The organism is Enhydrobacter aerosaccus (assembly GCF_900167455.1).
Taxonomy (GTDB): domain Bacteria; phylum Pseudomonadota; class Alphaproteobacteria; order Reyranellales; family Reyranellaceae; genus Reyranella; species Reyranella aerosaccus.
Window position 1 is genome coordinate 327,371 of the sequence record NZ_FUWJ01000002.1, and the last position, 23,721, is coordinate 351,091.

The following is a 23,721-nucleotide window of genomic DNA, read 5'->3' on the forward strand; positions in this document are numbered from 1 at the left end:
CCCTCCTTGGCGGGATGATTAAGCTCTCGCGTCCCGAAACACTGCTAGAGGAAGTCGCACGATGCGCCGTCTGCCGTTTGCCGCCATTGCCCTGCTGGCCCCGCTGGGCGCCTGCGTGCAGCAAGGGCCGGCAACCGCGGTGTCGGCGCCGATCGCGCGGCCGTCGCCTGACGATCTAGTGCCTCGCGGCATCGCCTATGCCTGCGAGAACCAAAAGGAAGTGACCGTCGTCTACGCCAAGAACCGGGCGACGGTGACGTTCGAGAACAAGACCTGGCGCACCGAGTACCAGCCCACCGGCGACGGCTTCCGCTACGCCGATTCTTCCGTTCAATGGGTGGGACGCGACGACCTCGCGGCGCTGCGCGAGAATTCCTCCACCAGTCGTCCCCTCGCCTTCAACTGCCGGCCGACGCGGCGTACGACGGCTACCTGAGCCAGAGGCGGATGCCGTAGCCGACCAGCGTGGTGACCCCGACGCCGGCGGCCCACAGGCCGGCGAACCACAGCCACTGGCGCAGAGTCGGCATGCGCGCCCCCGTCAGTGATAGCCTTCGTGTCCCGTCTTGCCGCGGAACACCCAGTAGGCATAGCTCGTGTAGGCAAGAATGATCGGCACCATGATCACCGCGCCGACCAGCATGAAGCCGAGGCTGGCCGATGGCGAAGCGGCGTCCCACAGCGTGACGGCACGTGGCACGACGTAGGGATAGAGGCTGATGCCAAGCCCCGTCAGTCCGAGTGCGAACAGGGCGAGCGCGATCAGGAACGGCCAGTAGTCACGACGCTGGCGCAAGGCGAAGAAGAAGGCCACCGACGCGATCGCCACCAGCAGCGGCACTTGCGCCGTGAAGAGGACCTGCGGCCAGGCGAACCATCGGGTCGCATAGTCGTTGCTGAGGAACGGCGTCGCAGCGCTGACCGCCGCCATGCCGACGATGGTACCGATGCCGAGGCGTAGCGCCAGCCGCTGGCAGCGCGCCTGCAGGACACCATCGCTCTTCATGATCAGCCATGTCGCGCCCAGCAGCGCATAGCCACAGACGAGGGAAACCCCCACCAGCACGCTGAACGGCGACAGCCAGTCCCACCAGCCGCCGGCATAGGTACGATCCCGGACCGCGATGCCCTGGAGCAAACCGCCCAGCGTGATGCCCTGCGCCAGCGCCGCCACGAACGATCCGAGGGCAAAGGCGAAATCCCAGAACGGACGATGGCTGGCATCGCGCCACCGGAACTCGAACGCGACACCACGGAAGATCAGGGCCAGCAGCATGGCGATGATGGGCGTATAGAGCGCCGACAGGATGATGCCATAGGCGACCGGGAAGGCAGCCATCAATCCGCTGCCGCCCAGCACCAGCCAGGTCTCGTTGCCGTCCCACACCGGGGCGATCGAATTCATCGCTCGGTCGCGCTGCTGTCCAGGCGCGAACAGCGGAAACAGGATGCCGATGCCGAGATCGAATCCGTCCATCACGACGTAGGCGAAGATGGCGAAGGTGATGATGAAGGCCCAGATCGTCGGCAGGTCGACGGGAATCGGCATCATCAGGCCCTCCTGCCGGCGGCGACAGCCGGACCTGGCGTGATGCCGGCCGCACGTACCGGCAACTCCTCGGGCCCGCGTTCACCGCCCTGCGGCCCTTGCCCCATCAGCTTCAGCACGTAGAGGATGCCGGCGCCGAACACGATGAAGTAGACCGCGATGAAGGCAAGCAGCGACGAGGCGACGGCTGGCGCCTGCAGGGGCGAGACCGATTGGACCGTGCGCAACAGGCCATAGACCGTATAGGGCTGGCGTCCCACCTCCGTCGTCACCCAGCCGGCGATTACCGCGACGAAGCCCGACGGCCCCATCGCCAGCGCCAGGCGATGCAGCCACGGCCAGTCGTACAGGCCGCGCCACAGGCGAGCCAGCAGGCTCCACGCCCCCAGCAACAGCATCAGCATGCCGAGGCCGACCATGATCCGGAACGACCAGAAGACGATGGGCACCGGCGGCCAGTCGCTGCGAGGAACCGTATCCAGCCCGCTCAGAGGCGCATCGAGGGCGTGCTTGAGGATGAGTGACGAGAGCTTGGGGATCGAGATCTCGTAACGCACCTTGGCCGCTTGCTCGTCCGGCAGGCCGAACAGGATCAGGGGCGCGCCATCGGCATGGCTCTGGAAGTGGCCTTCCATGGCCATGATCTTGACCGGCTGATGCTCGAGCGTGTTGAGCCCATGCTGGTCGCCGAGCAGGATCTGGACCGGCGCCGTCACGGTGATCATGCCCATCGCCATCGAGAACATGACCCGCACGCCCTCGCTCTTGGCCTGGCGCAACAGGTGCCAGGCACCGACGCCACCGACCGCAAGCGCCGTCGTCAGATAGGCCGCGGTCACCGTGTGGGCGAGGCGGTAGGGGAATGAGGGATTGAAGATGATGGTCAGCCAGTCCTGCGGCACGAACTGGCCGTTGGCGGCGATGGCATGGCCGACCGGCGTCTGCATCCAGCTGTTCGCGGACAGGATCCAGAAGGCAGAGATGAAGGTTCCGACGGCAACCGCGATCGTCGCCGCGAAATGCAGGCCGCGACCGACGCGGTTCATGCCGAACAGCATGACGCCGAGGAAACCGGCTTCGAGGAAGAACGCCGTCAGCACCTCGTAGGCCATCAGCGGTCCGACGATCGGCCCGGCCTTCTCGGAATAGGCCGACCAGTTGGTGCCGAACTGATAGGACATGACGATGCCCGACACGACGCCCATGCCGAAGACCAGCGAGAAGATCTTCAGCCAGTACTTGTATACGGTGAGATAGACCTCGCGTCCCGTCACCAGCCACATTCCCTCGAGCACCGCAAGATAGCTCGCCAACCCGATCGAGAAGGACGGGAAGATGAAGTGAAAGGATACGGTGAAGGCGAATTGCAGCCGCGCAAGCAGCGTCGCATCGAGAGCATCGAGCATGGCGCCTATCTCAATCCGGTCAGCGGCGTCAGACGATGCGGGACGCTGACGCAGGCGCTTTCAGCGCAACCGCCAGCAGGTCGAGCGCCGCCGACAGGTCGGCCTGCGAGCGCGCGGCTCCGAGTGCGATGCGTATCGCGTGTTCCGGCACACCATCGACGCTGAAACTGTCACTTGTGACAACGGCGAGTCCCTGTCGTTGCACGTAGGCGGCAAACTCCATGCGATTCCACAGCGACGGCAGGGTCAGCCACAGATGATGGCCCTTGGGATGCGCCTTGTAGTCGAGGCCGGCGAGCGCGCGGGCCGCGAGCTTCTGCCGCGCCGCCGCCTCGGCGGCAATGGCGGCGATGATGGCATCGGCGCTGCCATCGGCGAGCCAGCGCAAGGCCAGGGCGACGGTAAGCGGCACGGGCATCTGGGCGACGGCACGGGCCGTGTTGGCAAGAGCGGTCGCGGTGGTGCGATCGGGGCTCAGCAGGAAAGACACGCGCAAGCCCGGCGCGATGCATTTGGAAAGGCTGGCGGCGAGATAACCGCACTCCGGGACGAGCGTGGTGATCGGCGCCAGCCTTGGATCGAGGCTGCCATAGGCATCGTCCTCGAACAGGAGCAGTCCGCGACGGCGAATTACCGCGGCGAGTTGCTCGCGCCGGCTCGCGCTCAAGGTCGTCGTGGTCGGATTGTGGATGGTCGGAATCAGATAGACGGCCTTCGCCGCATGGCGCTTGCACGCCTCCTCCAGCGCCGCCGGCGACATGCCGCCGCGGTCGCTGTCGACGCCGACCAGACGCACCTTCGCGGCAACGGCAGCCGCCTTGAATCCCGGATAGGTCAGGCGGTCCGCCAGTACGACGTCGCCGGGCTTGGTGAGCGTCAGCAGGAGGCACATCAGCGCCGTCTGCGTGCCGGGCAGGACAAGCAACGTATCGGCATGCGCCGTCGCGACGCGGCGCTTGAGCCATGTCGCTGCCACCGCCCTATCCTGTTCGCTGCCACCGGCGGGCTGATAGCTCATGAAGTCGCTGAGCCCGTAGTCGCGCTGAAGCCCCTGCAGGCCGCGCATGATGCGGCCTTCGAGATCGGCTTCGACTGGCTCGGGCGGCAGGTTCATCGACAGGTCGAACTCGATGCCGGCAGCGGCGGCGCGAGGGGCGTGCAGGCGACTTTCGGCGACGAAGGTTCCCTGCCCCACCCGGGCCTCGGTCAGGCCGCGCCGATGGGCCTCGCCATAAGCGCGCGTGACGGTGGTGAGGTCGATGCCGAGAGCCTGGGCGAGCGCGCGATGCGTCGGCAGGCGCTGGCCGCGATGCAGGCGACCCGAGGCGATATCCGCCGCCAAGGCCTCGACGATACCTTCATAGACCGGCCCCCGCCGGTCATTCAGTGTAGGGCGCCAATCCATACAATCTGGCTCCTTCGTCATTGAATGTATGGCCTATTGTACGGATATACAATCCGCTTAATGACGGAGGGACATCGTGACCGACTCCAACGTGACCAACGGGACCGCTCTGCTACGCGGTCTCCTCGGTCGCTGCCCGGCATGCGGCGAAGGCCATCTCTTTCGCGCCTTCGTGAAGGTCGCCGAACACTGCGAACGCTGCGGCGAGCCGTTCCATCATCACCGGGCCGATGATTTTCCGGCCTATGTCGTGATCGTGCTGGTCGGGCACATCATCGTGCCGCTCGCCATGATCGTCGAGATCGCCTATTCGCCGCCCTACTGGCTGCATACCCTGATCTGGCTACCGCTCGTGCTCGTCCTCAGCATCGGCCTGCTGCAGCCGATCAAGGGCATGATCGTCGCCTTGCAATGGCAGATGGGCATGCATGGCTTCGCCGCAGCAAAGCTCGCGCGGCGCTAGTTCCAGGCGGCAAAAAGTTCGGTCATCGCCTTGCGGTCGAGGCCGGCGCGCAGGCAAGTCTCGAGCAGCACGCGCGCCTTCAACGGGTGCAGGCGCCCGCCCCAGATCAGCCCGGCCTGGCGCAGCGCGATCTCCGAGCTTGGACCGCCATAGGTCTTCTCCAAGAGCGGCCCTCCGCCGGCACGCGGCGACACGACGGTCGGCATCGCTGCCGCAAGCCTGATCAAAGTGTCTGTGGCACGCTCGGGCGTGTGACCTCCGCCCATGGCCCCGATGACGGCGCCGCGATAGCCGAGATGATCGGGTGCGGCGATCATCGCCTCGATCAGTCGCCCCGGCTCGTCGATCGACATCCACAAGAGCGCGATGGGCAGGCCGGCACCGCCCGGAACCTTCCCCAGTCGCGCGTGCGTTGCGTTCATGGCGTCCCGCACCGGCAGCGACAGCGGCACCACGCGGTCCTCGGGCAGGGCGGCGAGTGGTCCGGTCTGGGGCGAGGCGAAGGCGTTGAGTCGCGTCGGATGGACCTTCAGCACGTCGGCGGCGGCATAAACCTCGTCCAGCATCGCGACGACGACGCCGAGCGCCCTGGCATGCTTGCGGACCCACGGATCGGCAGCGACGCGCACCGCGGCCAGGAGATTGCCGGGCCCATCCGCCGATGTCAGCGACGGGTTGCGCATGGCCGCGGTCACGACCACCGGGATATCGAGATCGAGCAAGAGATCGAGCAGGAAGCTGGTCTCCTCCAGCGTGTCCGTTCCCTGGGTCACCACCACGCCGTCGGCATCGATACCGCGAATCTTCGCCGCCAGCGCATGGAGATGCTCGAAACCCAGCGAGTGGCTGCCAACGCGCGAAACCGTCTCGGCCCCGATCTCGGCGACGGTGGAAAGCAAGGGCACCGCGGCAACGAGATCGTCGGCGCCGAGCCCCATCTGCATGGCGCCGGTGGCATCGGGGCGGGTGGCAATGGTGCCGCCGAGGGCGAGGATATGGATACGCGGTTTGCTCATGGTTCCAGCTTCAGTGACTTGAAGAAACGTTCGGCCTGCGGCCCGCCTGCCGTGCCGGCGGGACCGAGGAAAGCGAGGGAAACGAACCGCCGGCCTTTCAGCAGGACCAGTTCGCGCAGTTCACTGCCGCCGCGCACCGGCCCGACCGAGTCCACGGCAGTCGCGCCGCCAACCGTGCGCCACTCGACCTTGCTCCACTTGCCTCCGTCGAGACTGTGCGCTCGGCTATCGAGCGCGGCCTGCAGGATGATGCGCGGATTGTTGGCATCGACGTCGCCAGGATAGAGCGCGCTCTGGGCGACGTAGGAGAAGCCGCCGGCCTCGACGCTGTAGGAATGGAGCTGGAACGGTGTGCCGCGGGCGGACACGTCGCTCACGATGCGATGGTCGGGAATGCCAGGCATCTGGACGGTGAAGACATTGTCCTCGACTTCAACGCCGTACCAGACGTCGGGCAGCTTGAGCGGCTTCTGGGCATGGGCGGTGGTGGCGAGCACGAACGCCGGCAGCGCGGCCAGGAGCAGCGCTCGCCGGCTGGGTGCACACCCCCAGCGTCGCAACGGCTTCATCCTTACTCCGCCGCAGCCTGGAAGCCGAACTTCTCCCTCGCCTGTTCGGGCGTGTAGTAACCGCGGGCAATGTCCTGGGCGATCAGTTCTGGCCTGCGCCGCGTGGGATCGCCGAACCCGCCACCGCCCGGCGTCGAGACGCGCACGACATCGCCGGCGCCGATCTCGATGTCCTGGTCCTTGGATAGGTGAGGCGGGCGGTAGCTCTTGTCGCCTTGGGTCACGAGGACGGTGTTGGTGCTGCCGTCCTGGCCGCCCAGCACGCCCTGCGGACCCGTGCGGCCATGGTCCATCACCATGGAGACCCGCGCCTCGCCGCGGCGCAGGCGGATGGCGTAATTGATGCCGAAGCCGCCACGAAATTCGCCGGCGCCACCCGATCCTTCGCGCAACGAGAATTCCTCGAACAGCACCGGATAGAACTGTTCCAGCACCTCGACCGGCGGCATCTTGGAGATGCCGATGGTCGAGCAGCCGTTGCTCAATCCGTCGCCACCCTGGAAGCCGCCGTAACCGCCACCGGTGAAGAGATACATGATGTAGCTGCGCTGGCGTTCCGGATCGTAGCCGCCAACGCCGAGATTGCCCGAGGTGCCGGCCGGCGCCGCGAACAGGAGGTCCGGGATCGCCTGCGTGAGCGCCGCGAACACCGCCTCGGCGATGCGCTGGCTCACCTCCGCGGCGCAGCCCGACACCGGTCGCGGATACCGGGCATAGAGGAACGTGCCCTCGGGCTCGATGATGTGCAGCGGCTCGAACGTGCCGGCATTGATCGGCACGTCGGGAAACACATGCTTGATGGCGAGATAGATCGCCGACTTGGTCGTCGCGATCACGCTGTTCATCGGTCCGCGGCAGGGCGGGCTCGAGCCGGTCATGTCGAAGGTGAGATCCTCGCCCTTCTTGGTGATCTTCATCCGGATGGTCAGCGGCTGGTCGACGACGCCGTCGCTATCCACCTGCGAGCTGCCTTCGTACACGCCATCGGGAATGTCGGCGATCCTGGCCCGCATCTGCCGCTCGGCGCGGTGACGCATCTCGCCGATCGCCTGCCGTACCACCTCGGCGCCATAGCGATCGATCAGCGCGGTCAGGCGCTGCTCACCGGTCGCGAGCGCCGCCGCCTGCGCCTTGATGTCGCCGATACGCTGGTCGGCAATGCGAATGTTGCTGAGGATGATGGACAGGATCTCCTGGTCCATCTCGCCCTTCTTGAAGAACTTGACCGGCGGCAGCCGCAGCCCTTCCTGCTCGACCTCGGTGGCGCTGGCGGAGAAACCGCCCGGAACCATGCCGCCGACATCCGGCCAGTGACCGGTATTGGCCAGCCACGCGAAAAGTTCGCCCTTGTAGAAGAACGGCTTCACGAAGCGCACATCCATCAAGTGCGTGCCGCCGAGATAGGGGTCGTTGACGATGAACACGTCGCCCGGATCGACCCTGCCTGCATAGTGGGTTTTCACCCGTTCGATGACAGCCTGGGTCGAGAATTGCATGGTGCCGACGAATACCGGCAGGCCGAGTTCGCCCTGCGCAATGAGTGCGCCGTCGTGTGCATCGTAAATGCCGTCGGATCGGTCCATTCCCTCGGAAATGACCGGGGAAAATGCAGAACGCACGAAAGCCAGGTCCATTTCGTTACAGACCTGGATCAGGCCGTTCTGGATGACCGTCAGGGTCACGGGATCGAGATTCGACATGATGAATCAGTAGCACAGCCCATGCCGACCTGCGCTATGATGAGCACGAAATTTCCCACTCCTTTTTGGATGACGCCATGAACGCTCCCCTGGATGCGGACGATCTCAATTTGATGAAATTTGGCATCGGCCAGCCGGTCCCGCGGCAGGAGGATCCGACCCTGCTGAAGGGCCAGGGCCGCTATACGGACGACATCAACCTGCCGAACCAGGTCCATGCGGTGATGGTGCGCAGTCAGGTGGCCCATGGCGTCCTGAAGGGCATCGACGCCGAGGAGGCGAGGGCCATGCCCGGCGTGCTGGGCATCTGGACCGGCGCCGATCTCGCCGCGGCGGGCTCAGGACTGCTGAAATGCATCATCCCCTTCCCCAACCGCGACGGCTCACCGATGAAGAAGCCGGACCGCCCCTCGCTGCCGACCGACAAGGTCCGCTTCGTCGGCGACCCGGTGGCGATCGTCGTGGCCAAGACGCTGGCCCAGGCCCGCGATGCCGCCGAGGCGGTCATGGTGGATATCGAGTCACTGCCCGCCGTCACCGACGCCCGCGCCGGCTGCCAGCCCGGCGCGCCGCTTCTCTATGACGATGTGCCGGACAATGTCTGCCTCGATTACCATTTCGGTGACGCCGCGAAGGTGGCCGAGGCCTTCGCCAAGGCCGCGCACGTCACGAAGCTGCATCTTCTGAACAACCGGGTGGTCGTGGCGGCGATGGAGCCGCGCTCGGCGATCGCCGAGTTCGAGCCCGAGTCGGGCCGCTACACACTGCATGCCTGCAGCCAGGGCGTGTTCGGCCTCAAGAACCAGCTCGCCAACGACGTCCTGAAGGTCCCGCCCGAGAAGGTGCGCGTCCTCACCGGCAATGTCGGCGGCTCGTTCGGCATGAAGGCGTCCGCCTATCCGGAATACGAGCCCCTCTTCCATGCCGCCAAGCTGCTGGGGCGTCCGGTCAAGTGGACCGACGATCGCTCGGGCTCGTTCCTCAGCGACCAGCACGGCCGCGACCATGAATTCGACGCCGAGCTGGCGCTCGACAAGGATGGCAACTTCCTGGCGGTGCGCTTCACCGGCTACGGCAACATGGGCGCCTATCTCGGCACCGTGGCGCCGATGATGGGAACGCTCAACATCGTCAAGAATTCGACCGGCGTTTACAAGACTCCGCTGATCGAGGTGAGCACCAAGTGCGTGTTCACCAACACCACACCGGTCAGTGCCTATCGCGGCGCCGGCCGTCCCGAAGGCAACTACTTCATGGAGCGGCTTGTCGACACGGCGGCGCGCGAGATGGGCATCGACCCGGTCGAGCTGCGCAAGCGGAACCATGTTCCACCCGAGGCCATGCCGCATAAGACCGGCGGCGATACGCTCTATGACTCGGGCGAGTTCACGACCCTGCTCGACAAAGTGCTGGCGGCTTCGGACTGGAACGGCTTCGACAAGCGCAGGGCCGAGAGCAAGGCGCGCGGCAAGCTGCGCGGCCGCGGACTTGGCAACTACCTCGAAGTGACGGCGCCGCCGCAGAATGAACAGGGCGGCTTGCGCTTCGAGCCCAACGGCGACGTGACCATCATCACCGGCACGCTCGACTACGGCCAGGGCCACTGGTCGCCCTTCGCGCAGGTGCTGACGGAAAAGCTCGGCATCCCCTTCCATAAGATCAAGCTGATCCAGGGCGACAGCGATCTGCTGATCGCCGGTGGCGGCACCGGCGGCTCCAAGTCGATCATGGCGTCGGGCGCGGCGATCGTCGAAGCCTCGGACAAGGTGATCGAGAAGGGCAAGCAGATCGCCGGCGTCGCGCTCGAAGCCTCGGCGGCCGATATCGAGTTCAAGAGCGGCCGCTTCAACATCGTCGGCACCGACCGTGGCATCGACATCATGGAGCTGGCCCAGAAGCTGCGCGGCGGCCTCGCGCTGCCTGAGGGCGTGCCGACCACTCTCGATGTCACCCACGTGCACAAGGCCGCGCCGTCCGCCTTCCCCAACGGCGCCCATGTTGCCGAAGTCGAGATCGATCCTGAGACGGGCGTGATCGAGGTGGTGAAGTACACCATGGTCAACGACTTCGGCACGGTCATCAATCCGCTGCTCGTGGCGGGCCAGAGCCACGGCGGCGTCGTGCAGGGCATCGGGCAGGCGATCATGGAGCAGACCGTCTACAGCGACGACGGCCAGCTCATGACCGGCAGCTTCACCGACTACGCGTTGCCGCGCGCTGACAACGTGCCGTCCTTCGCGATCGGCTTCCATTCCGTGCCGGCGAAGACCAACGCGCTGGGCGCCAAGGGCTGCGGCGAGGCCGGCTGCGCCGGTTCGCTGCCGTCGGTGATGAATGCCATCGTCGATGCGCTGGGCGGCAAGCACATGAACATGCCCTGCACGCCGGAGAAGGTCTGGGCCGCGCTCAACGACTGAGCGCGCCCATCTGGCGCTGTTGGCCGAGTCGCAGGGTCACCATCTTTCCTTGGTGATCCTGACCGGGAGATCGCGCCCGATGTCGACCCAGGGCAGGCGGCCTTCGACGCCATAGTGGTGCGTCGGCGTCACCGACTGCGGGTCTTCCAGGCTCCCGACGGCGAAGGCGATGTCGTCCCGGCTATCGTAGCCCAGCGACAGGGGCGTGCCACAGAGACCGCAATGGGTGCGTACCGCGATCGGCGAAGAGCGGAACACTGTCGGTTCGCCCGTCCAGTGCACCGCGCTGCGCGGGAACCAGACCAGAGTCGCGAACGCCGCTCCGGTCCACCGGCGGCACATGCCGCAATGGCAATGATGTACGGCGCTGGCCGGTTTCGACGCCGACCAGCGCACTCCGCCGCACAGACACCGTCCCGTGATCATCTCGGATCAACGGGAGGGCGCCCGCGGTTGTTGCATCAGGCCGGCGTGAACATCGGCAGCGGCGGGCCATCCTCGGTCGGCTTGAAGACCAGCTTCACCGCCTGCTCGCACTTCAGCTTGTCGAAGTCGCAATCGACGATATTGGTCACCATGCGCGGCCCCTCGGCCAGCGTCACATAAGCCATCGCATATGGCACCGGGGCGCGCCGCATCACGCTGTAGGAATAGATGGTGCCCTTGCCCGAGGCCTCGACCCACTCCGTCTTGTCGCTGAAGCAGAACGGGCAGATCGTGCGCGGATAGTGATGGGCCTGGCCGCAGCTCGTGCACTTGCGCACCAGCAGCTTGCCCTTTGCGGCCGCATCCCAGTAGGGCTGCGTTTCGGGGCTGATGGCCGGCGCCGGCAGCTTGCGTTCCTTGGTGTCGGCCATGACTTACTCCCTCTCCAGAATGACCGTCGCGCTGCCGTGGCGCAGACCGAGCGAGCCGCCGGTGCCATGCGCGACGGCGAGATCGCAGTTCTTCACTTGCACCTTGGGATGCGCCTCACCGCGCAGCTGGCGCACGGCCTCCAGCACCTTGGTGAGGCCGCCGCGGTTGGCGGGATGGTTGCTGCACAGTCCGCCGCCGTCGGTGTTGAACGGCAGCTTGCCGACACCCGAGATCAGGTTGCCGTCGGCCACGAACTTGCCGCCCTTGCCCTTCTCGCAGAAGCCGAGATCCTCGAGCTGCATCAGCACCGTGATGGTGAAGCTGTCGTAGATCGAGGCGTACTTGATGTCCGACGGTTTGACGCCGGCTTCGGCGAAGGCAGCCGGACCGGTGAAACGCGCGCCGGAATAGGTGAGATCCACCTTGCCGCCCATCTGGGTCTTGATGAACTCCGAGGCACCGAGGACCTTGACCTTCGGGCGCTTCAGCTTGGCCGCAATCTCGGGTGCCACGACGACGATGGCGCCGCCGCCATCGGTGATCACGCAGCAATCGAGGCGGTGCAGCGGATCGGAGATCATCGGCGAGTTGACGACCTCCTCGACCGTCACGACGTTCTTCAGCAGCGCGTGCGGATTGTACTGCGCATGCTGCGAGGCGGCGACCTTGATCCAGGCGAGCTGCTCGGAGGTGGTGCCGAACTCATACATGTGACGCATGGCGCACATGGCATACATGTTCACCACGGTCGGGCCATAGGGGAACTCGAAGGGTTCGTCCGGCGTCGGCGTGCCGCCGCGGCTACGCGGCACCGTACCGGTCGCCATGCCCTCGGCACGCGGCCTTCCCGCCAGTGTGATCAGCGCCACCTTGCACTTACCGGCCGCGATCGCCTCCGCGGCATGGCCGACATGGAGAACGTACGAGGAGCCGCCGGTATCGGTCGAATCGACGTGGCGCGGCCGCAGCCCCATGTACTCGACCATCGACATCGGTCCCAGGCCCGGCGCATCGCCGGCGCAGAAATAGCCGTCGACATCGTCCTTGGTAAGGCCGGCGTCCTCGAGCGCGCCCTTGGCGACCTCGGCATGGATCTGCGCCAGCGAGAGATCCGTCGCGAGACGCGTCGGATGCTCGTAGATGCCGGCAATATACGCTTTGCCCTTGATGCTCATCGGGCACCATCTCCTTGCTTCATGTTGCGGCGCATCGTGAGGGATTAGCCGCTCACGGAAAAGCGACAACTTCCGTCCTGAGGAACCTGCTATGGTGATGTCATAACAGACACAATGGGGAGAGAGATATGCGCTTTCGGCTTCTGGGAATCGTCGTCGCGGCGTGCTTGGCCATCGCGGGAACGGCGAGTGCGCAGGACAAGATCAAGCTGCAATGGTTCGCGCAGTCGGCCTTCAAGCTGACCACGCCCGGCGGCAAGGTCGTGATGATCGACCCCTGGCTGACAGGCAATCCCAAGACGCCTCCCGAATGGAAGGACCTCGACAAGCTCGGCAAGATCGACGTGATCCTGGTCACGCACGGGCACGGCGATCATCTCGGCGACGCGGTGCCGCTGGCCAAGAAGAACGAGGCGCCCGTCTGGGGCCCGGCCGGCATGGATCAGTTCCTGACAACGCTCGGCGTACTACCCGCCAATCTCGCGCCGCGCTTCGGCAAGGGCGGTACGATCGAACCGGTACCGGGGCTCAAGGTGACGGCGGTGCATGCCGAACATTCGTCGGAAATGATCTTGAAGGATCCGGCGACCGGCAAGGACACCAGCTACCCCGCGGGCGAGCCGGTCGGGTTCATCCTGCAGTTCGCCAACGGCTTCACCATCTATCACATGGGCGATACGGCGCTGTTCAGCGACATGAAGCTCTACGGCGAGAAGTACAAGCCTGACCTGCTGCTGATCCCGATCGGCGGCCACTTCGTCATGAATCCGGCCGATGCGGCGTTTGCGACCAAGGAATGGATCAAGCCCAAGATGGTGTTGCCGATGCACTACGGCACCAACCCGTTCCTGAAGGGCACGCCGGCCGAGTTCAAGGCTGCCCTGGGCCAAACCTCGATCAAGGTGCTCGACGACTGGCAGCCGGGCGAGGTGAAGGAATTCTGACCGGAGCGGAACCGGCTGCGGTGGCGCTCAGCTTGCCGCGGCCGCCATCGGCATCGCGGGCCGCACGTTCAGGCCGTCGTCGAGCAGGTTGACGTCCGAGGCCGACCAGCGGGCCACGACGCGGTCGCCGATGTCGAGCGGGTCGCGGAAAAATTCGTCGTCCACCATGTGGGCGACGAATTCCTCCTCATCGCCGAGATCGATCGTCACCTTCACATAGGAGCCCTGGTTCTCGATCGTATGGACCTCGCCCACGATCGCATTGAGCTCGTTGGGCGGCAGGCTGCCCGCCGGCAGCTTCTCGATGGCGATGCGATCGCGGCGGATCGAGCCATACAGCTCGGCTCCGCGTGCTGGCTGCCTGCCGTCGATCGGGAATGCCAGACGCGCCCCCTGCCGCGACGTCAGGACGGCGGTACCGTCACTCACCCCCTCGACCACCCCGCACAGCACATTCTGTCCACCGACGAAGCGCGTAACGTAAGCATTGCGCGGCGCCACGAAGATATCGCGCGCGCTGGCGGCCTGCTCGATATGGCCGTTGGCCATGACCACGACCATGTCGGCAACCGCGATCGCCTCAAGCTGCGTGTGAGTCACATGGATGAAGGTGATACCCAGCTCCTTCTGCACACGCCGCAGCTCGCCGCGCATGCGCAGGCGCAGATACTCGTCCAGCGCCGACAACGGCTCATCGAGCAGCAGCACGCGCGGGTTGGTGATCAGGGCGCGCGCCAGCGCCACGCGCTGCTGCTGCCCGCCGGAGAGCTGCGGCGGCAGGCGATTGGCGAACTTCTCGAGCTGGACTTTGGCCAATAGCTCGCGCGCCGTGGCATGGCGCTCGGACAGGCCGGCGCCGCGCATCTTCAGCGCGAAAGCCACGTTGTCGAGCACCGAGCGATGGGGGAATAGCGCATAGCTCTGGAACATCATCGCCGTGCCGCGCTTGATCTGCGGCAGCCCCAGGACGGATGTCCCTCCGATGCGGATGTCCCCTTTGCTCGGCATCTCGTGTCCGGCGATCATGCGCAGGATCGTCGTCTTGCCGCAGCCGCTGGGACCCAGCAGGCAGCAATAGGCGCCGTGCGGGATCGTCAGGCTCAGGTCCTTGACCGCCACCGTCTCGCCGTAGCGCTTGGTGACGCCGACAACAGCAACCTCTCCGCTTCCGTCCGGATTGGCCATGGCTTTACTCCGTTGCTGTCACAAGCTCGCCGCGGGCACCGAGCGCACGACGTCTCTGGATGAAGGCGATCGACGACAAGGCGATCACGATCACGATGAAGGACACGATCGTGGTCACCGCGCCCACGGCGTAAAGAGTGGGCGACGTGACGTTGGTGGTCATGGCCCAGATCTCCAGCGGCAATGTGTTCTCGCTGCCCGCCGTCAACGCCGTGCGCGCCAGTTCGTCGTAGGAAAGGGTGAAACCGAACAGTGCCACGCCGATGATGCCCGGCAGCAGGATCGGCAAGGTGACCTCGCGGACCTTCTGCCAGCTCGTCGCGCCGAGGTCGGTTGCAGCTTCCTCGTAGGATCGATTGAAGCGGCCGAGGATGGCGAACATGATCAGCAGGCCGAACGGCAGCGTCCAGGTCAGCTGCGCGCCAAGGCCCGAAACAAACCAGCTCGTCTCCAGACCAAGCAGGCGGAACGTAAGCGCGATGCCGAGGCCCACGAACAGGCCGGGCATGATCAGGCTGGCGATGGCAAAATAGAAGGCGAAGGCGGAGCCGCGGAAACGGCGGCGGAAAGCCAGTCCCGCCAGAACCGAGACGACGACCGTGATCACTGCGACCAAGACCGCAAGACCGATCGAGCGCTGGAACGAGCCGGCGATGTCGCCGACGCGGGTCTGCGAAATGAGCGCCTCGAACCAGTGCAGCGAGACGCCATTTAAGGGAAAGGTCATGCCGCCGCTGGGGCCCTGGAACGACAGGATGTAGATCACGATCATCGGCCCATAGAGAAACAGCACGAAGAGCGTGAAGAAGGCGGCGAAGGCGTAGAAGGTCCAGGGTCGCTTGTCTTCCATGGCTTCCTTTCAGCCCGCCAGTTCCTTGCGGACGTCCACCAGCCGCAGGATGCCGGCCACCATCAGCGTGACGATGATCACCATAATGATGGCGCTGGCCGCGGCGGGCGGATACTGCAGCGCCGCCACCTCGTTCTGCAGCGCGGAGACGACCGAGGCGCTCTGGCCACCGCTCATGGTGCGCACCACGAACGAGTCGCCCATGACCAGCGTGACGACGAAGATCGAGCCCAGAGCGATGCCTGTCTTGGAAAGCGGCAGCACGATCTCGGCGACGACGCGAAAACGTCCGGCTCCGGCATCGCGCGCTGCCTCGAGCAGGCTTTTGTCGATGCGCGCCATCGAGTTGAAGATCGGCACCACCATGAAAAGGGTGAAGAGGTGCACGTAGGCCACCACCACGGCGAAATCGGAGAACAGCAGGAATTCGAGCGGCTGGTTGACGATACCCGCTCCTTCCAGCGCCTGGTTGAAGATGCCGTTGCGCCCCAGGAAGGGAATCCACGAGATCATGCGGATGATGTTCGAGGTCAGGAACGGCACCGTGCAGATCAGGAACAGCCCGATCTGCCACAGCAGGCTGCGCACATGGAAGACCAGGAAATAGGCGATGTTGAAACCCAGGATCAGCGTCACCGCCCACACGATCGCCGCGAATTTCAACGAACTCAGATAGAGCCGAAGCGTCACCTCGGACCGGAACAGGTCGGTGTAATTGTCGAAGATGAAGGCCGGGATGATGTCGCTGCGGTCGAAGTCGAAGAAGCTCACCGCCAGCACGACCAGCATCGGCAGGCCGAAGAACAACGCCAGGATGATCATGAGCGGCGTGATCTGGAACCACGATGCGAGCTCGCCGGTATTGATCGCGTGCTCGTCCGCCGCTTCCGCGGCCGCGGGCTCCGCAGCCGCCGCCAGACCGCTGGCCGTCGAGTCGAGGATCGTCATGGCCAATCCCCCGATCAGGACGAAACGAATTCGTTCCAGCGCCTCGTCAGATAGCGGTCTTCGTCCATCACCGTGTTCCAGCAGGCAATGTGACCCATGCGATCCCAGATGGCGCCGCCGTCGCGGGTGGCGCCCTTCTTCTCCATCAGAGCCCCATACGGGTCTTTGATATCGACCGCGGCCGGCTTGCCGTCGTACCAGTAGTCCCATTCCTCCGCGGTCAGGAACTTCTTGGCCGTCGACGGCACCGCCGAATAATAGCCCTGCTTGGCGATGAAGCCGCCCTGCCAGCCCGAGTTGAACCAGTTCATGTACTCGTAGGCGCATTCGAGCTTTAGCCCGCTGAGATGCGCCATCGGCGCGAGACCCACGGTCCAGCCGCGATAGCCTTCCTTGAGGGGCACAAAGTAGCAATCGATGCCGCGTGACCGCACCGCCGTCACGGCCGGCGACCACATCGATTGAATCACGACTTCGCCCGAGGCCATCAGGTTCACCGACTGATCGAAGGTGCTCCAGAAGGACCGGAAATGGCCGCCTTTCTTGAGATCGATCAAGATCTTGATGGTCTTGTCGATCTCCTCCTTGGTCATGTTGCCCTTGTCGCCGTACTTGAAGTCGCCGCGCGCCTCGATCGCCATGGCAGCGTCGATCACACCGACCGGCGCATAATCGACCAGAGCCGTCTTGCCCTTGAACTTGGGATCGAGCAGGTCCTTCCAGCTCGTGATCTTGTCGCGACCGCCGACCAGGTCGGGCCGGATGCCGAGCGTATCGGCGTTGTAGATGGTGGGGATCATGGTCAGCCACTCGGTCGGCTTGCCGGCCAGTTTCTTGGCATCCTTGCCGTCGTAGAACATGGCCTCGAGCGGTGACAGGCCCTGCGAGGAGACCGGCTGCCCGTTGGGATAAGTACCCTTGGTGAACAACGGTACGGTTTCGTCCCAGTATTTGTACTTGGCGACCGGCACCGGCTGCAGCACGCCCTTGCCCACCAGATAGGGCATCTTGGTGCTGTCGATGTTGTTGATGTCGATGGTGTTGGGTTGCGTCAGCGAGCGGTTGAGCTGCACGTCATCGGTGATCGCCTGCATGACGATCTTGAAGCCAAGATCCTTGGTGGCCTGATCGCCGATCTCCTTGATCGCGGCATAGGACCCACCGGCATGGACCAGCGTGACGTCCTTGGTATTCTGCGCCCACACCGTGGGAAATCCGAGAAGGACTTCGGTGGTTGCCAGCGTGCCGCCGGCCGCTGCTCCCTTGAGGAGCGTACGACGATTCAGGCGACGATGATTTCCAGAAATTTTGCGGGTCATTCTGCCAGCTCCCGAGCGGTGTCGACACAAGCTGAGTCCCGACAATGCGACGCAAGAACTGTGCCCGCATTCGTTGAACCATCGTACGATCTCGAACACGCCATCGATTAAGGCGCGCACGGCCATCACAATGGTCATGGGCGAAAAGCAAAGGCGCGCCGCGATGACGGCGCGCCTGCAGATGGTTCAATTTTGAGCGCTCGCGCCTAACGAAGGCGCAACGACTCAATCGCCAGCAACGTCACGCGCACCGGGCGTACGCGCCCGGAACTCCTCAGGGACCGCACGGCCGGCGTCGGTAAAGGCCTTCTGTACCGCCGCCACGTTCGGACCGAAGATGCCCTTGCGATTCGACCGCGCCCATTCGTTGGAAGCGACGATCGTATCGAGTGAGCCTTGGAAGCGCGGCATGACATAGCGTGCGAACAGCTCATAGGAGCGCATTGTTGCCTCCCGGCTCGCCCATTCATGCGCTCTGAACAGGATGCCGCCGAAGCCGCCGTTGGAATAACCCAGCAGCCGCTCGATGCCGTGCGCCACCGTATCCGGCGTGCCGACCAGCGTAGTGCCCATCTTCACGCCCTCGCGCAGCGGATCGTCGGCGCGGCCGGGCGGGCGGCCCAGCGTATCCTCGAAATAGGTGACGGTCTCGCGCCGCTCGCCGGCATTCACCTCGCGCAGCGCCTGCTCGTCATCGTCGGCGATATGGGCGTTGACGACGATGCGCCACTTGGAGCGGTCGGCGGTCTTGCCGTGTTTGGCGGCCGTTTCCTCGTAGATTGCCCATTGCTTGGCCATCGCCTCGGGTCCACCCGGCAGACCGGCGCCGATTGAGAGCACACCGACCCCATGCTTGCCGGCGGCGATCATGCCCGATGGCGTGATGGTGCTGGCGCAGGCGATCGGGAAGTGCGGATAGCTGTAGGGCGCCAGATGCAGGCGCGCCTCTCTCAGCTCGAACCAGTCGGTCTTCATCGTGACCGGCTCCTTGCACTCGAGCAAGCGCATGATCGCCTCCAGCGACTCCTCCATGCGCCGGCGCTGCGTCGAGGGCTCGATGCCCATCATATAGGCGTCCGACGGCAACGCGCCGGGACCGCAGCCCAGCATCGTCCGTCCGCGCGACATATGGTCGAGCTGCACGAAGCGGTTCGCCACCATCAGCGGGTGATGATACGGTAGGCTGGTCACGCCCGACCCGAGGCGGATATAGCGCGTGCGTTCGATCGCGGCGGCCATGAACACCTCCGGCGACGCGATGGTCTCCCACCCGGCCGAGTGATGCTCGCCGACCCATGCCTCGTCGAAGCCGAGTTCGTCGATCCACTCGATCAGCTCCATGTCGCGCGCCATCGACAAGGTGGGATTCTCGCCCACGCGATGGAACGGCGCCAGGAAGATGCCGAATGTCAGGCCCTTGTGATTGCCGGTTTGCGCCATTGTCTCTACCTCCGTTCGCAGGACGGTAGCACGACGGCCGACATTGACCGAGGCCGTTGCCCGCGATAGGCGAAGAGGCTGTCATGAGCACGGCCGATAGCTTGCCGCTGGAGCGATTCACGATCGTCGAGGTGAATGACCGCGACGTGCCGCTCTGCTTGCGTTTGGCGTCATCGCTTGCGGCCAAGATCGCGGCCGATCTCGGCGCGACCGTGCTGAAGGTCGAACCGCCTGGCGGCGATCCTGTCCGCCGTGCCCCTCCGCTTCTGCCGCAGGGCGAAAGCGCCCTGTTCCAGTTCCTCAATACGTCAAAACGGTCACTGCTCCTCGATCTCGCGACCGATGCCGGCCGAGCCGCGCTCGGCAAGCTGACCGACACAGCCGATGCGGTGCTGTTCGAGGAGCCCGCATCGATCGCATCCCTGGCACGCGCCGGCCGCGCGACGGCGATCGAGATCGCCGCTTTCCCGCTCGAGATGCAGGCCGCGCATCGCCCCGTGAGCGAGTTCACGATCCTGGCCCTCGGCGGCCTGCTGCACATGGTGGGTGAGCCGGACCGCAAGCCGCTGCGGCTCGGCGGGCATCAGGCGAGTTATGCCGCCGGTCTCACTGCTTTCACGGGCCTCGCGGCCGCACTCGCCGCCCGTGACGCGGATCGCGCCGCTCCCTCCATCCGCGTGTCGCTGGCCGAAGTCGTGCAGTGGGTGAATTGGAAAGCGGCGTCGGGTGCTGCCGCCTCCGGCCAGTCACCGGGACGGGAGGGCAAGCGCTCGGAGTTCCAGATCGTGCCCTGCCGCGATGGCCATGTGGCGGTGGTCTATACCGTCACGCAATGGCCGGCGACGCGGGCGCTGATCAACGATTCCCGGCTCGACGATCCGAAATTCGCCAATCGTGCTGGCCGACGCCAGCACGTAGCGGCGCTTTACGAGATCATCGCGCCATGGTTCGCCGACAAGACCCGCGCGGAGATCCAGGTGCTCGCCCAGGCGAAGGGTGTACCGTTCGGGCCGATCTTCGCACCGGCCGAACTCCTGAAGGCCGACCAGTACGTGGCCCGCGGCTTCCTCGCCGACATGACTCATCCGACGCTCGGAGCGCTGCGGCTGCCGCAGCTTCCCGTGCAATGGAACGGGCGATCCTTCGCACCGCGACCGGCCCCCGAGTTGCCGAGACCAGGGCTGCCAACATGACAAAGCGTCCTCTCAGCGGAGTCCGCGTCCTCGATTTCGGTCTGCTGACCGCGGGCGCAAATACCTCAGCGATGCTGGCCGATCTCGGAGCCGAGGTGCTCAAGATCGAGTCGGGCGCCTATCTCGATCCGTTCCGCGTCGTCGGCAAGATCGACAATGACGATGGCTGGTGGAATCGCTCGCCGCAGTTCCGCTTCACAAATCGCAACAAGCGCGGCCTGGCCCTGAATCTCAAGGACCCGCAGGGCCAGCGGGTGATCCGCGCGCTGGCGGCCCAATGCGACGTGGTAGTCGAGAACTTCCGCCGCGGCGTCCTCGATCGTGCCGGCCTCGGCTACCGGGATCTGAGCGCCGTCAATTCCAGGATCGTCTTTGCCGCCATCTCGAGCCAGGGCGACACCGGGCCCGAGCGCATGAACGTCTCGTTCGGCAGCACCCTCGACGCCACCTCCGGTCTCGCCGCGCTGACCGGCTATGAAGACGAGGAGCCGCGGATTTCCGGCATGGACGTGAACTATCCGGACCAGATCGTGTCCCTGTTCGCGACCGGGATCGTCATCACCGCCATCATGGAAGCGCGCCGCACGGGCAAGGGTTGCTTCCTCGACTTCTCGCAGCGCGAAGTGGCGTCTTTCACCATCGGCGAGGAGATCCTCGCCGCGGCCGCCGATCCGCAGCGTCGCTGCCGCCGCCAGGGCAATCAGGCCGAGGGCATCGTGCAGCAGGACACCTATCTCTGCAGTGACGGCCGTTGGATCGCCGTCACCTGCGACAGCGAGCAGCCGGACCTTGCTGCCTTCTGTGCCGGCCATGCCAGCGCCGATGCCGTGGCCGAGCTCCTGATGCGTGGCATCGCCGCCGCGCCCTGCAACGACGGGAACGATCTGCTGCAAGATAAGGCGCTTGCCGGCGTGACATTGGCCCGCGACCGGCGCGGCACGTTGGTGAAGGGCCTGCCTTATCGACTCGACGGTAAGGGCATCGCGGTCGAACGGCCGGCGCCCGATCTCGGCCAGCACACCGACGAAGTATTGCGCGGCCTGCTGGGTTACGACGACGCCATGCTGGACGAACTGGACAAATCGGGCGTGACCTCCACCACGCCGACCATAGGAGAGGTTTGATGGCGCGCGCCGAAGTGCAGAAGCTGATCGATCGCATGGCGATTCCCGTCATCGCCGCGCCGATGTTCCTGGTTTCCAATCCCGCACTGGCGCTCGCCTGCTGTGCCGAAGGCGTGATGGGCAGCTTCCCGGCCCACGGGACGCGCAGCCGCGAGGAGTTCCGCGCCTGGCTGGACGAGATGGAGGTCGGCATCAAGCGGCTCGAGGACGCCGGGAAGAAGCCTGCGCCGTGGGCCGTGAATCTCGTGGTACATCCCTCGAACGACCGCTATCCGGGTGATCTCGAACTGGTCGAGAGGTACCGGGTCCCGGTCGTGCTGACCTCGAAAGGCGCGCCCGGCGACGCCATCAAGCGCATCCATGGTTGGGGCGCGGTGGCGTTGCATGACATCGCCAACCGCCGTCATGCCGAGAAGGCGCTGGAGGCCGGGGTCGACGGGGTGATCGCTGTCGCCGGCGGCGCCGGCGGCCATACCGGCACCATCAACCCGTTTGCCCTCATGAATGAGATCCGCCAGCTCGGCGAGGACTTCGCCGTCGTGCTGGCGGGTGGCATGTCGACGGGCCGCGATGTGCTGGCGGCGCAGGCGATGGGCGCCGATCTCGCCTATATCGGCACCCGCTTCATCGCCACCCGGGAGGCGATGGCGGCCGCCGCGCACAAGCAGATGATCCTCGAGACGCGCGCGACCGATGTCTTCCTCACCGCCTCCATCGACGGCGCGCCGGCCAACTGGCTGACGCCGAGCCTTCTGGCTGCCGGCATCGACCTCGACGTGTTGCGCACGACGCTGCCCGGGAAGATCGTTGCAGCGCAGGAAAACAAGAAGCGCTGGAAGGACATCTATACCGCCGGCCATGGCGTCGGGAACATCGAGGATATTCCGTCCGCCTCCGACCTCTGCCGCCGCCTGATTCAGCAATATCGCGAGGCGAAGTCGCAGATGAGCGGTGCGGTCATGCAGCGCGCCGTGGCATAGACTGGAACCGCTGCTCTGCTCTAGGCTTCGCCCTCCAATTCCAGGAGTTCAGCGTGAAAACCAAGGCAGCAGTTTGCTTCGAGGCCGGCAAGGCGCTCGAGATCGAGATGGTCGATCTGGAGGGACCGAAGTTCGGCGAGGTGCTGGTCGAGATCAAGGCCTCGGGCGTCTGCCATACGGACGAGTTCACGCGCTCCGGCGGCGATCCGGAGGGGCTGTTCCCCGTGATCTTCGGCCACGAGGGCGCGGGCGTCGTGGTCGATGTCGGTCCCGGCGTCGTGTCGCTCAAGAAGGGCGATCACGTGATCCCGCTCTACACGCCGGAATGCCGGCAGTGCAAATCCTGCCTGTCGGGCAAGACCAATCTCTGCACCGCCATCCGCGGCACGCAGGGCCAGGGCGTGATGCCCGACGGCACGTCGCGCTTCTCGCTCAACGGCAAGAAGATCCATCACTACATGGGCTGCTCGACCTTCTCCAACTACACGGTGCTGCCCGAGATCGCGCTGGCCAAGATCCGCGCCGACGCGCCGTTCGACAAGGTCTGCTACATCGGCTGCGGCGTGACCACCGGCATCGGCGCGGTGATCAACACCGCCAAGGTCGAGCCCGGCGCCAACGTCGTGGTCTTCGGGCTGGGCGGCATCGGCCTCAACGTGATCCAGGGCGCCCGCATGGTCGGCGCCAACATGATCATCGGCGTCGATCTCAATCCGGCGCGCGAGGAACTCGGAAAGAAGTTCGGCATGACGCATTTCGTCAATCCGGAGACGCTGGAGGGCAAGGATGTCGTGGCCCATCTGGTCGAGATGACCGACGGCGGCGCCGACTACAGCTTCGAATGCGTCGGCAACACGAAGCTGATGCGCCAGGCGCTCGAATGTTGCCACCGCGGCTGGGGCAAGTCGGTCATCATCGGCGTGGCCGGTGCCGGCCAGGAGATCTCGACGCGGCCGTTCCAGCTCGTCACCGGGCGTCAGTGGCTCGGCACCGCCTTCGGCGGCGCCAAGGGCCGCCGCGACGTGCCCAAGATCGTCGACTGGTACATGAACGGCAAGATCGACATCGACACGCTCATCACCCACGTGATGCCGGTCGAGAAGATCAACGACGCCTTCGATCTGATGCACAAGGGAGAGTCGATCCGCAGCGTCGTCACGTTCTAGAAAAACGGGGAGGA

22 protein-coding genes are annotated in these 23,721 nt (G+C 65.3%); 8 read left to right on the top strand and 14 right to left on the bottom strand.

Features of this window, described 5'->3' with window-relative positions:
* Positions 1-61: 61 nt before the first annotated feature.
* Positions 62-436 (top strand): MliC family protein, encoded by a 375-nt coding sequence (locus tag B5D62_RS10840; RefSeq protein ID WP_085933886.1) that lies wholly within the window; start codon positions 62-64, stop codon positions 434-436.
* Between the two features lie 105 nt (positions 437-541).
* On the opposite strand, the gene cydB is transcribed toward B5D62_RS10840, so the two are convergent.
* From cydB to B5D62_RS10855, 3 genes are read right to left on the bottom strand one after another with little or no spacing between them, the layout of a single operon-like run.
* Complete coding sequence (gene cydB, locus B5D62_RS10845) at positions 542-1,549, bottom strand: cytochrome d ubiquinol oxidase subunit II (protein ID WP_085934717.1); 1,008 nt, start codon at positions 1,547-1,549, stop codon at positions 542-544.
* 2 nt (positions 1,550-1,551) lie between these two features.
* Entirely contained in the window at positions 1,552-2,955 is a 1,404-nt protein-coding gene (locus tag B5D62_RS10850) for a cytochrome ubiquinol oxidase subunit I (protein ID WP_085933887.1), read from the bottom strand.
* Between the two features lie 28 nt (positions 2,956-2,983).
* Positions 2,984-4,360 (bottom strand): aminotransferase-like domain-containing protein, encoded by a 1,377-nt coding sequence (locus tag B5D62_RS10855; RefSeq protein ID WP_085933888.1) that lies wholly within the window; start codon positions 4,358-4,360, stop codon positions 2,984-2,986.
* A 76-nt stretch (positions 4,361-4,436) separates the two neighbouring features.
* Between B5D62_RS10855 and B5D62_RS10860 the strand changes: the two genes are divergently transcribed.
* Entirely contained in the window at positions 4,437-4,823 is a 387-nt protein-coding gene (locus tag B5D62_RS10860; protein ID WP_139373838.1) for a DUF983 domain-containing protein, read from the top strand.
* Here B5D62_RS10860 and B5D62_RS10865 read toward each other — a convergent pair.
* Genes B5D62_RS10865 through B5D62_RS10875 form a run of 3 tightly spaced genes read right to left on the bottom strand, consistent with a single transcriptional unit; the run spans position 4,820 to position 8,108 of the window.
* The gene (locus B5D62_RS10865) at positions 4,820-5,839 is read right to left on the bottom strand and encodes an asparaginase (RefSeq protein ID WP_085933889.1); all 1,020 of its coding nucleotides are present in this window, start codon (positions 5,837-5,839) and stop codon (positions 4,820-4,822) included. The genes B5D62_RS10860 and B5D62_RS10865 overlap by 4 nt on opposite strands.
* Complete coding sequence (locus tag B5D62_RS10870) at positions 5,836-6,408, bottom strand: hypothetical protein (protein WP_085933890.1); 573 nt, start codon at positions 6,406-6,408, stop codon at positions 5,836-5,838. The genes B5D62_RS10865 and B5D62_RS10870 overlap by 4 nt, the downstream gene beginning before the upstream one ends.
* Positions 6,409-6,410: 2 nt before the next feature.
* Entirely contained in the window at positions 6,411-8,108 is a 1,698-nt protein-coding gene (locus tag B5D62_RS10875) for a hydantoinase B/oxoprolinase family protein (RefSeq protein WP_085933891.1), read from the bottom strand.
* Positions 8,109-8,185: 77 nt separating this feature from the next.
* On the opposite strand from B5D62_RS10875, the gene B5D62_RS10880 reads away from it, so the two are divergent.
* Positions 8,186-10,525, top strand: a complete 2,340-nt coding sequence (locus B5D62_RS10880) for a xanthine dehydrogenase family protein molybdopterin-binding subunit (RefSeq protein WP_085933892.1) — start codon at positions 8,186-8,188, stop codon at positions 10,523-10,525.
* A 36-nt stretch (positions 10,526-10,561) separates the two neighbouring features.
* Here B5D62_RS10880 and B5D62_RS10885 read toward each other — a convergent pair whose 3' ends face one another.
* Genes B5D62_RS10885 through B5D62_RS10895 form a run of 3 tightly spaced genes read right to left on the bottom strand, consistent with a single transcriptional unit; the run spans position 10,562 to position 12,558 of the window.
* The gene (locus tag B5D62_RS10885) at positions 10,562-10,951 is read right to left on the bottom strand and encodes a GFA family protein (RefSeq protein WP_085933893.1); all 390 of its coding nucleotides are present in this window, start codon (positions 10,949-10,951) and stop codon (positions 10,562-10,564) included.
* A 35-nt stretch (positions 10,952-10,986) separates the two neighbouring features.
* On the bottom strand, positions 10,987-11,382 hold the full coding sequence (locus B5D62_RS10890; protein WP_085933894.1) for a Zn-ribbon domain-containing OB-fold protein: 396 nt from the start codon (positions 11,380-11,382) through the stop codon (positions 10,987-10,989).
* Positions 11,383-11,385: 3 nt separating this feature from the next.
* Entirely contained in the window at positions 11,386-12,558 is a 1,173-nt protein-coding gene (locus B5D62_RS10895) for a thiolase domain-containing protein (protein WP_085933895.1), read from the bottom strand.
* 128 nt (positions 12,559-12,686) lie between these two features.
* On the opposite strand from B5D62_RS10895, the gene B5D62_RS10900 reads away from it, so the two are divergent.
* Complete coding sequence (locus B5D62_RS10900; protein WP_085933896.1) at positions 12,687-13,502, top strand: metal-dependent hydrolase; 816 nt, start codon at positions 12,687-12,689, stop codon at positions 13,500-13,502.
* Positions 13,503-13,529: 27 nt separating this feature from the next.
* On the opposite strand, the gene B5D62_RS10905 is transcribed toward B5D62_RS10900, so the two are convergent.
* From B5D62_RS10905 to B5D62_RS10920, 5 genes are all read right to left on the bottom strand, one after another.
* On the bottom strand, positions 13,530-14,687 hold the full coding sequence (locus tag B5D62_RS10905; RefSeq protein ID WP_085933897.1) for an ABC transporter ATP-binding protein: 1,158 nt from the start codon (positions 14,685-14,687) through the stop codon (positions 13,530-13,532).
* 4 nt (positions 14,688-14,691) lie between these two features.
* Complete coding sequence (locus B5D62_RS32870; protein WP_139373839.1) at positions 14,692-15,537, bottom strand: ABC transporter permease; 846 nt, start codon at positions 15,535-15,537, stop codon at positions 14,692-14,694.
* A gap of 9 nt (positions 15,538-15,546) precedes the next feature.
* Positions 15,547-16,485: an ABC transporter permease gene (locus B5D62_RS32875; RefSeq protein ID WP_139373840.1), complete on the bottom strand. Its 939-nt coding sequence runs from the start codon at positions 16,483-16,485 to the stop codon at positions 15,547-15,549.
* Positions 16,486-16,499: 14 nt separating this feature from the next.
* Positions 16,500-17,804, bottom strand: coding sequence for an ABC transporter substrate-binding protein (locus B5D62_RS10915; protein ID WP_085933898.1), 1,305 nt, complete (start codon positions 17,802-17,804; stop codon positions 16,500-16,502).
* 225 nt (positions 17,805-18,029) lie between these two features.
* Positions 18,030-19,244 carry an LLM class flavin-dependent oxidoreductase gene (locus B5D62_RS10920; protein WP_085933899.1) on the bottom strand — a complete coding sequence of 405 codons (1,215 nt, stop codon included), beginning with the start codon at positions 19,242-19,244 and terminating at the stop codon, positions 18,030-18,032.
* 83 nt (positions 19,245-19,327) lie between these two features.
* Here B5D62_RS10920 and B5D62_RS10925 point away from each other — a divergent pair, with 83 nt between their 5' ends.
* From B5D62_RS10925 to B5D62_RS10940, 4 genes are read left to right on the top strand one after another with little or no spacing between them, the layout of a single operon-like run.
* Entirely contained in the window at positions 19,328-20,437 is a 1,110-nt protein-coding gene (locus tag B5D62_RS10925) for a CoA transferase (protein ID WP_085933900.1), read from the top strand.
* Positions 20,434-21,561 carry a CaiB/BaiF CoA transferase family protein gene (locus B5D62_RS10930; RefSeq protein ID WP_170920889.1) on the top strand — a complete coding sequence of 376 codons (1,128 nt, stop codon included), beginning with the start codon at positions 20,434-20,436 and terminating at the stop codon, positions 21,559-21,561. Before B5D62_RS10925 ends, B5D62_RS10930 begins: the two co-directional genes overlap by 4 nt.
* On the top strand, positions 21,561-22,541 hold the full coding sequence (locus B5D62_RS10935) for an NAD(P)H-dependent flavin oxidoreductase (RefSeq protein ID WP_085933902.1): 981 nt from the start codon (positions 21,561-21,563) through the stop codon (positions 22,539-22,541). The genes B5D62_RS10930 and B5D62_RS10935 overlap by 1 nt, the downstream gene beginning before the upstream one ends.
* Positions 22,542-22,594: 53 nt before the next feature.
* Positions 22,595-23,707 (top strand): S-(hydroxymethyl)glutathione dehydrogenase/class III alcohol dehydrogenase, encoded by a 1,113-nt coding sequence (locus tag B5D62_RS10940; protein ID WP_085933903.1) that lies wholly within the window; start codon positions 22,595-22,597, stop codon positions 23,705-23,707.
* The last annotated feature ends 14 nt before the right edge of the window (positions 23,708-23,721 follow it).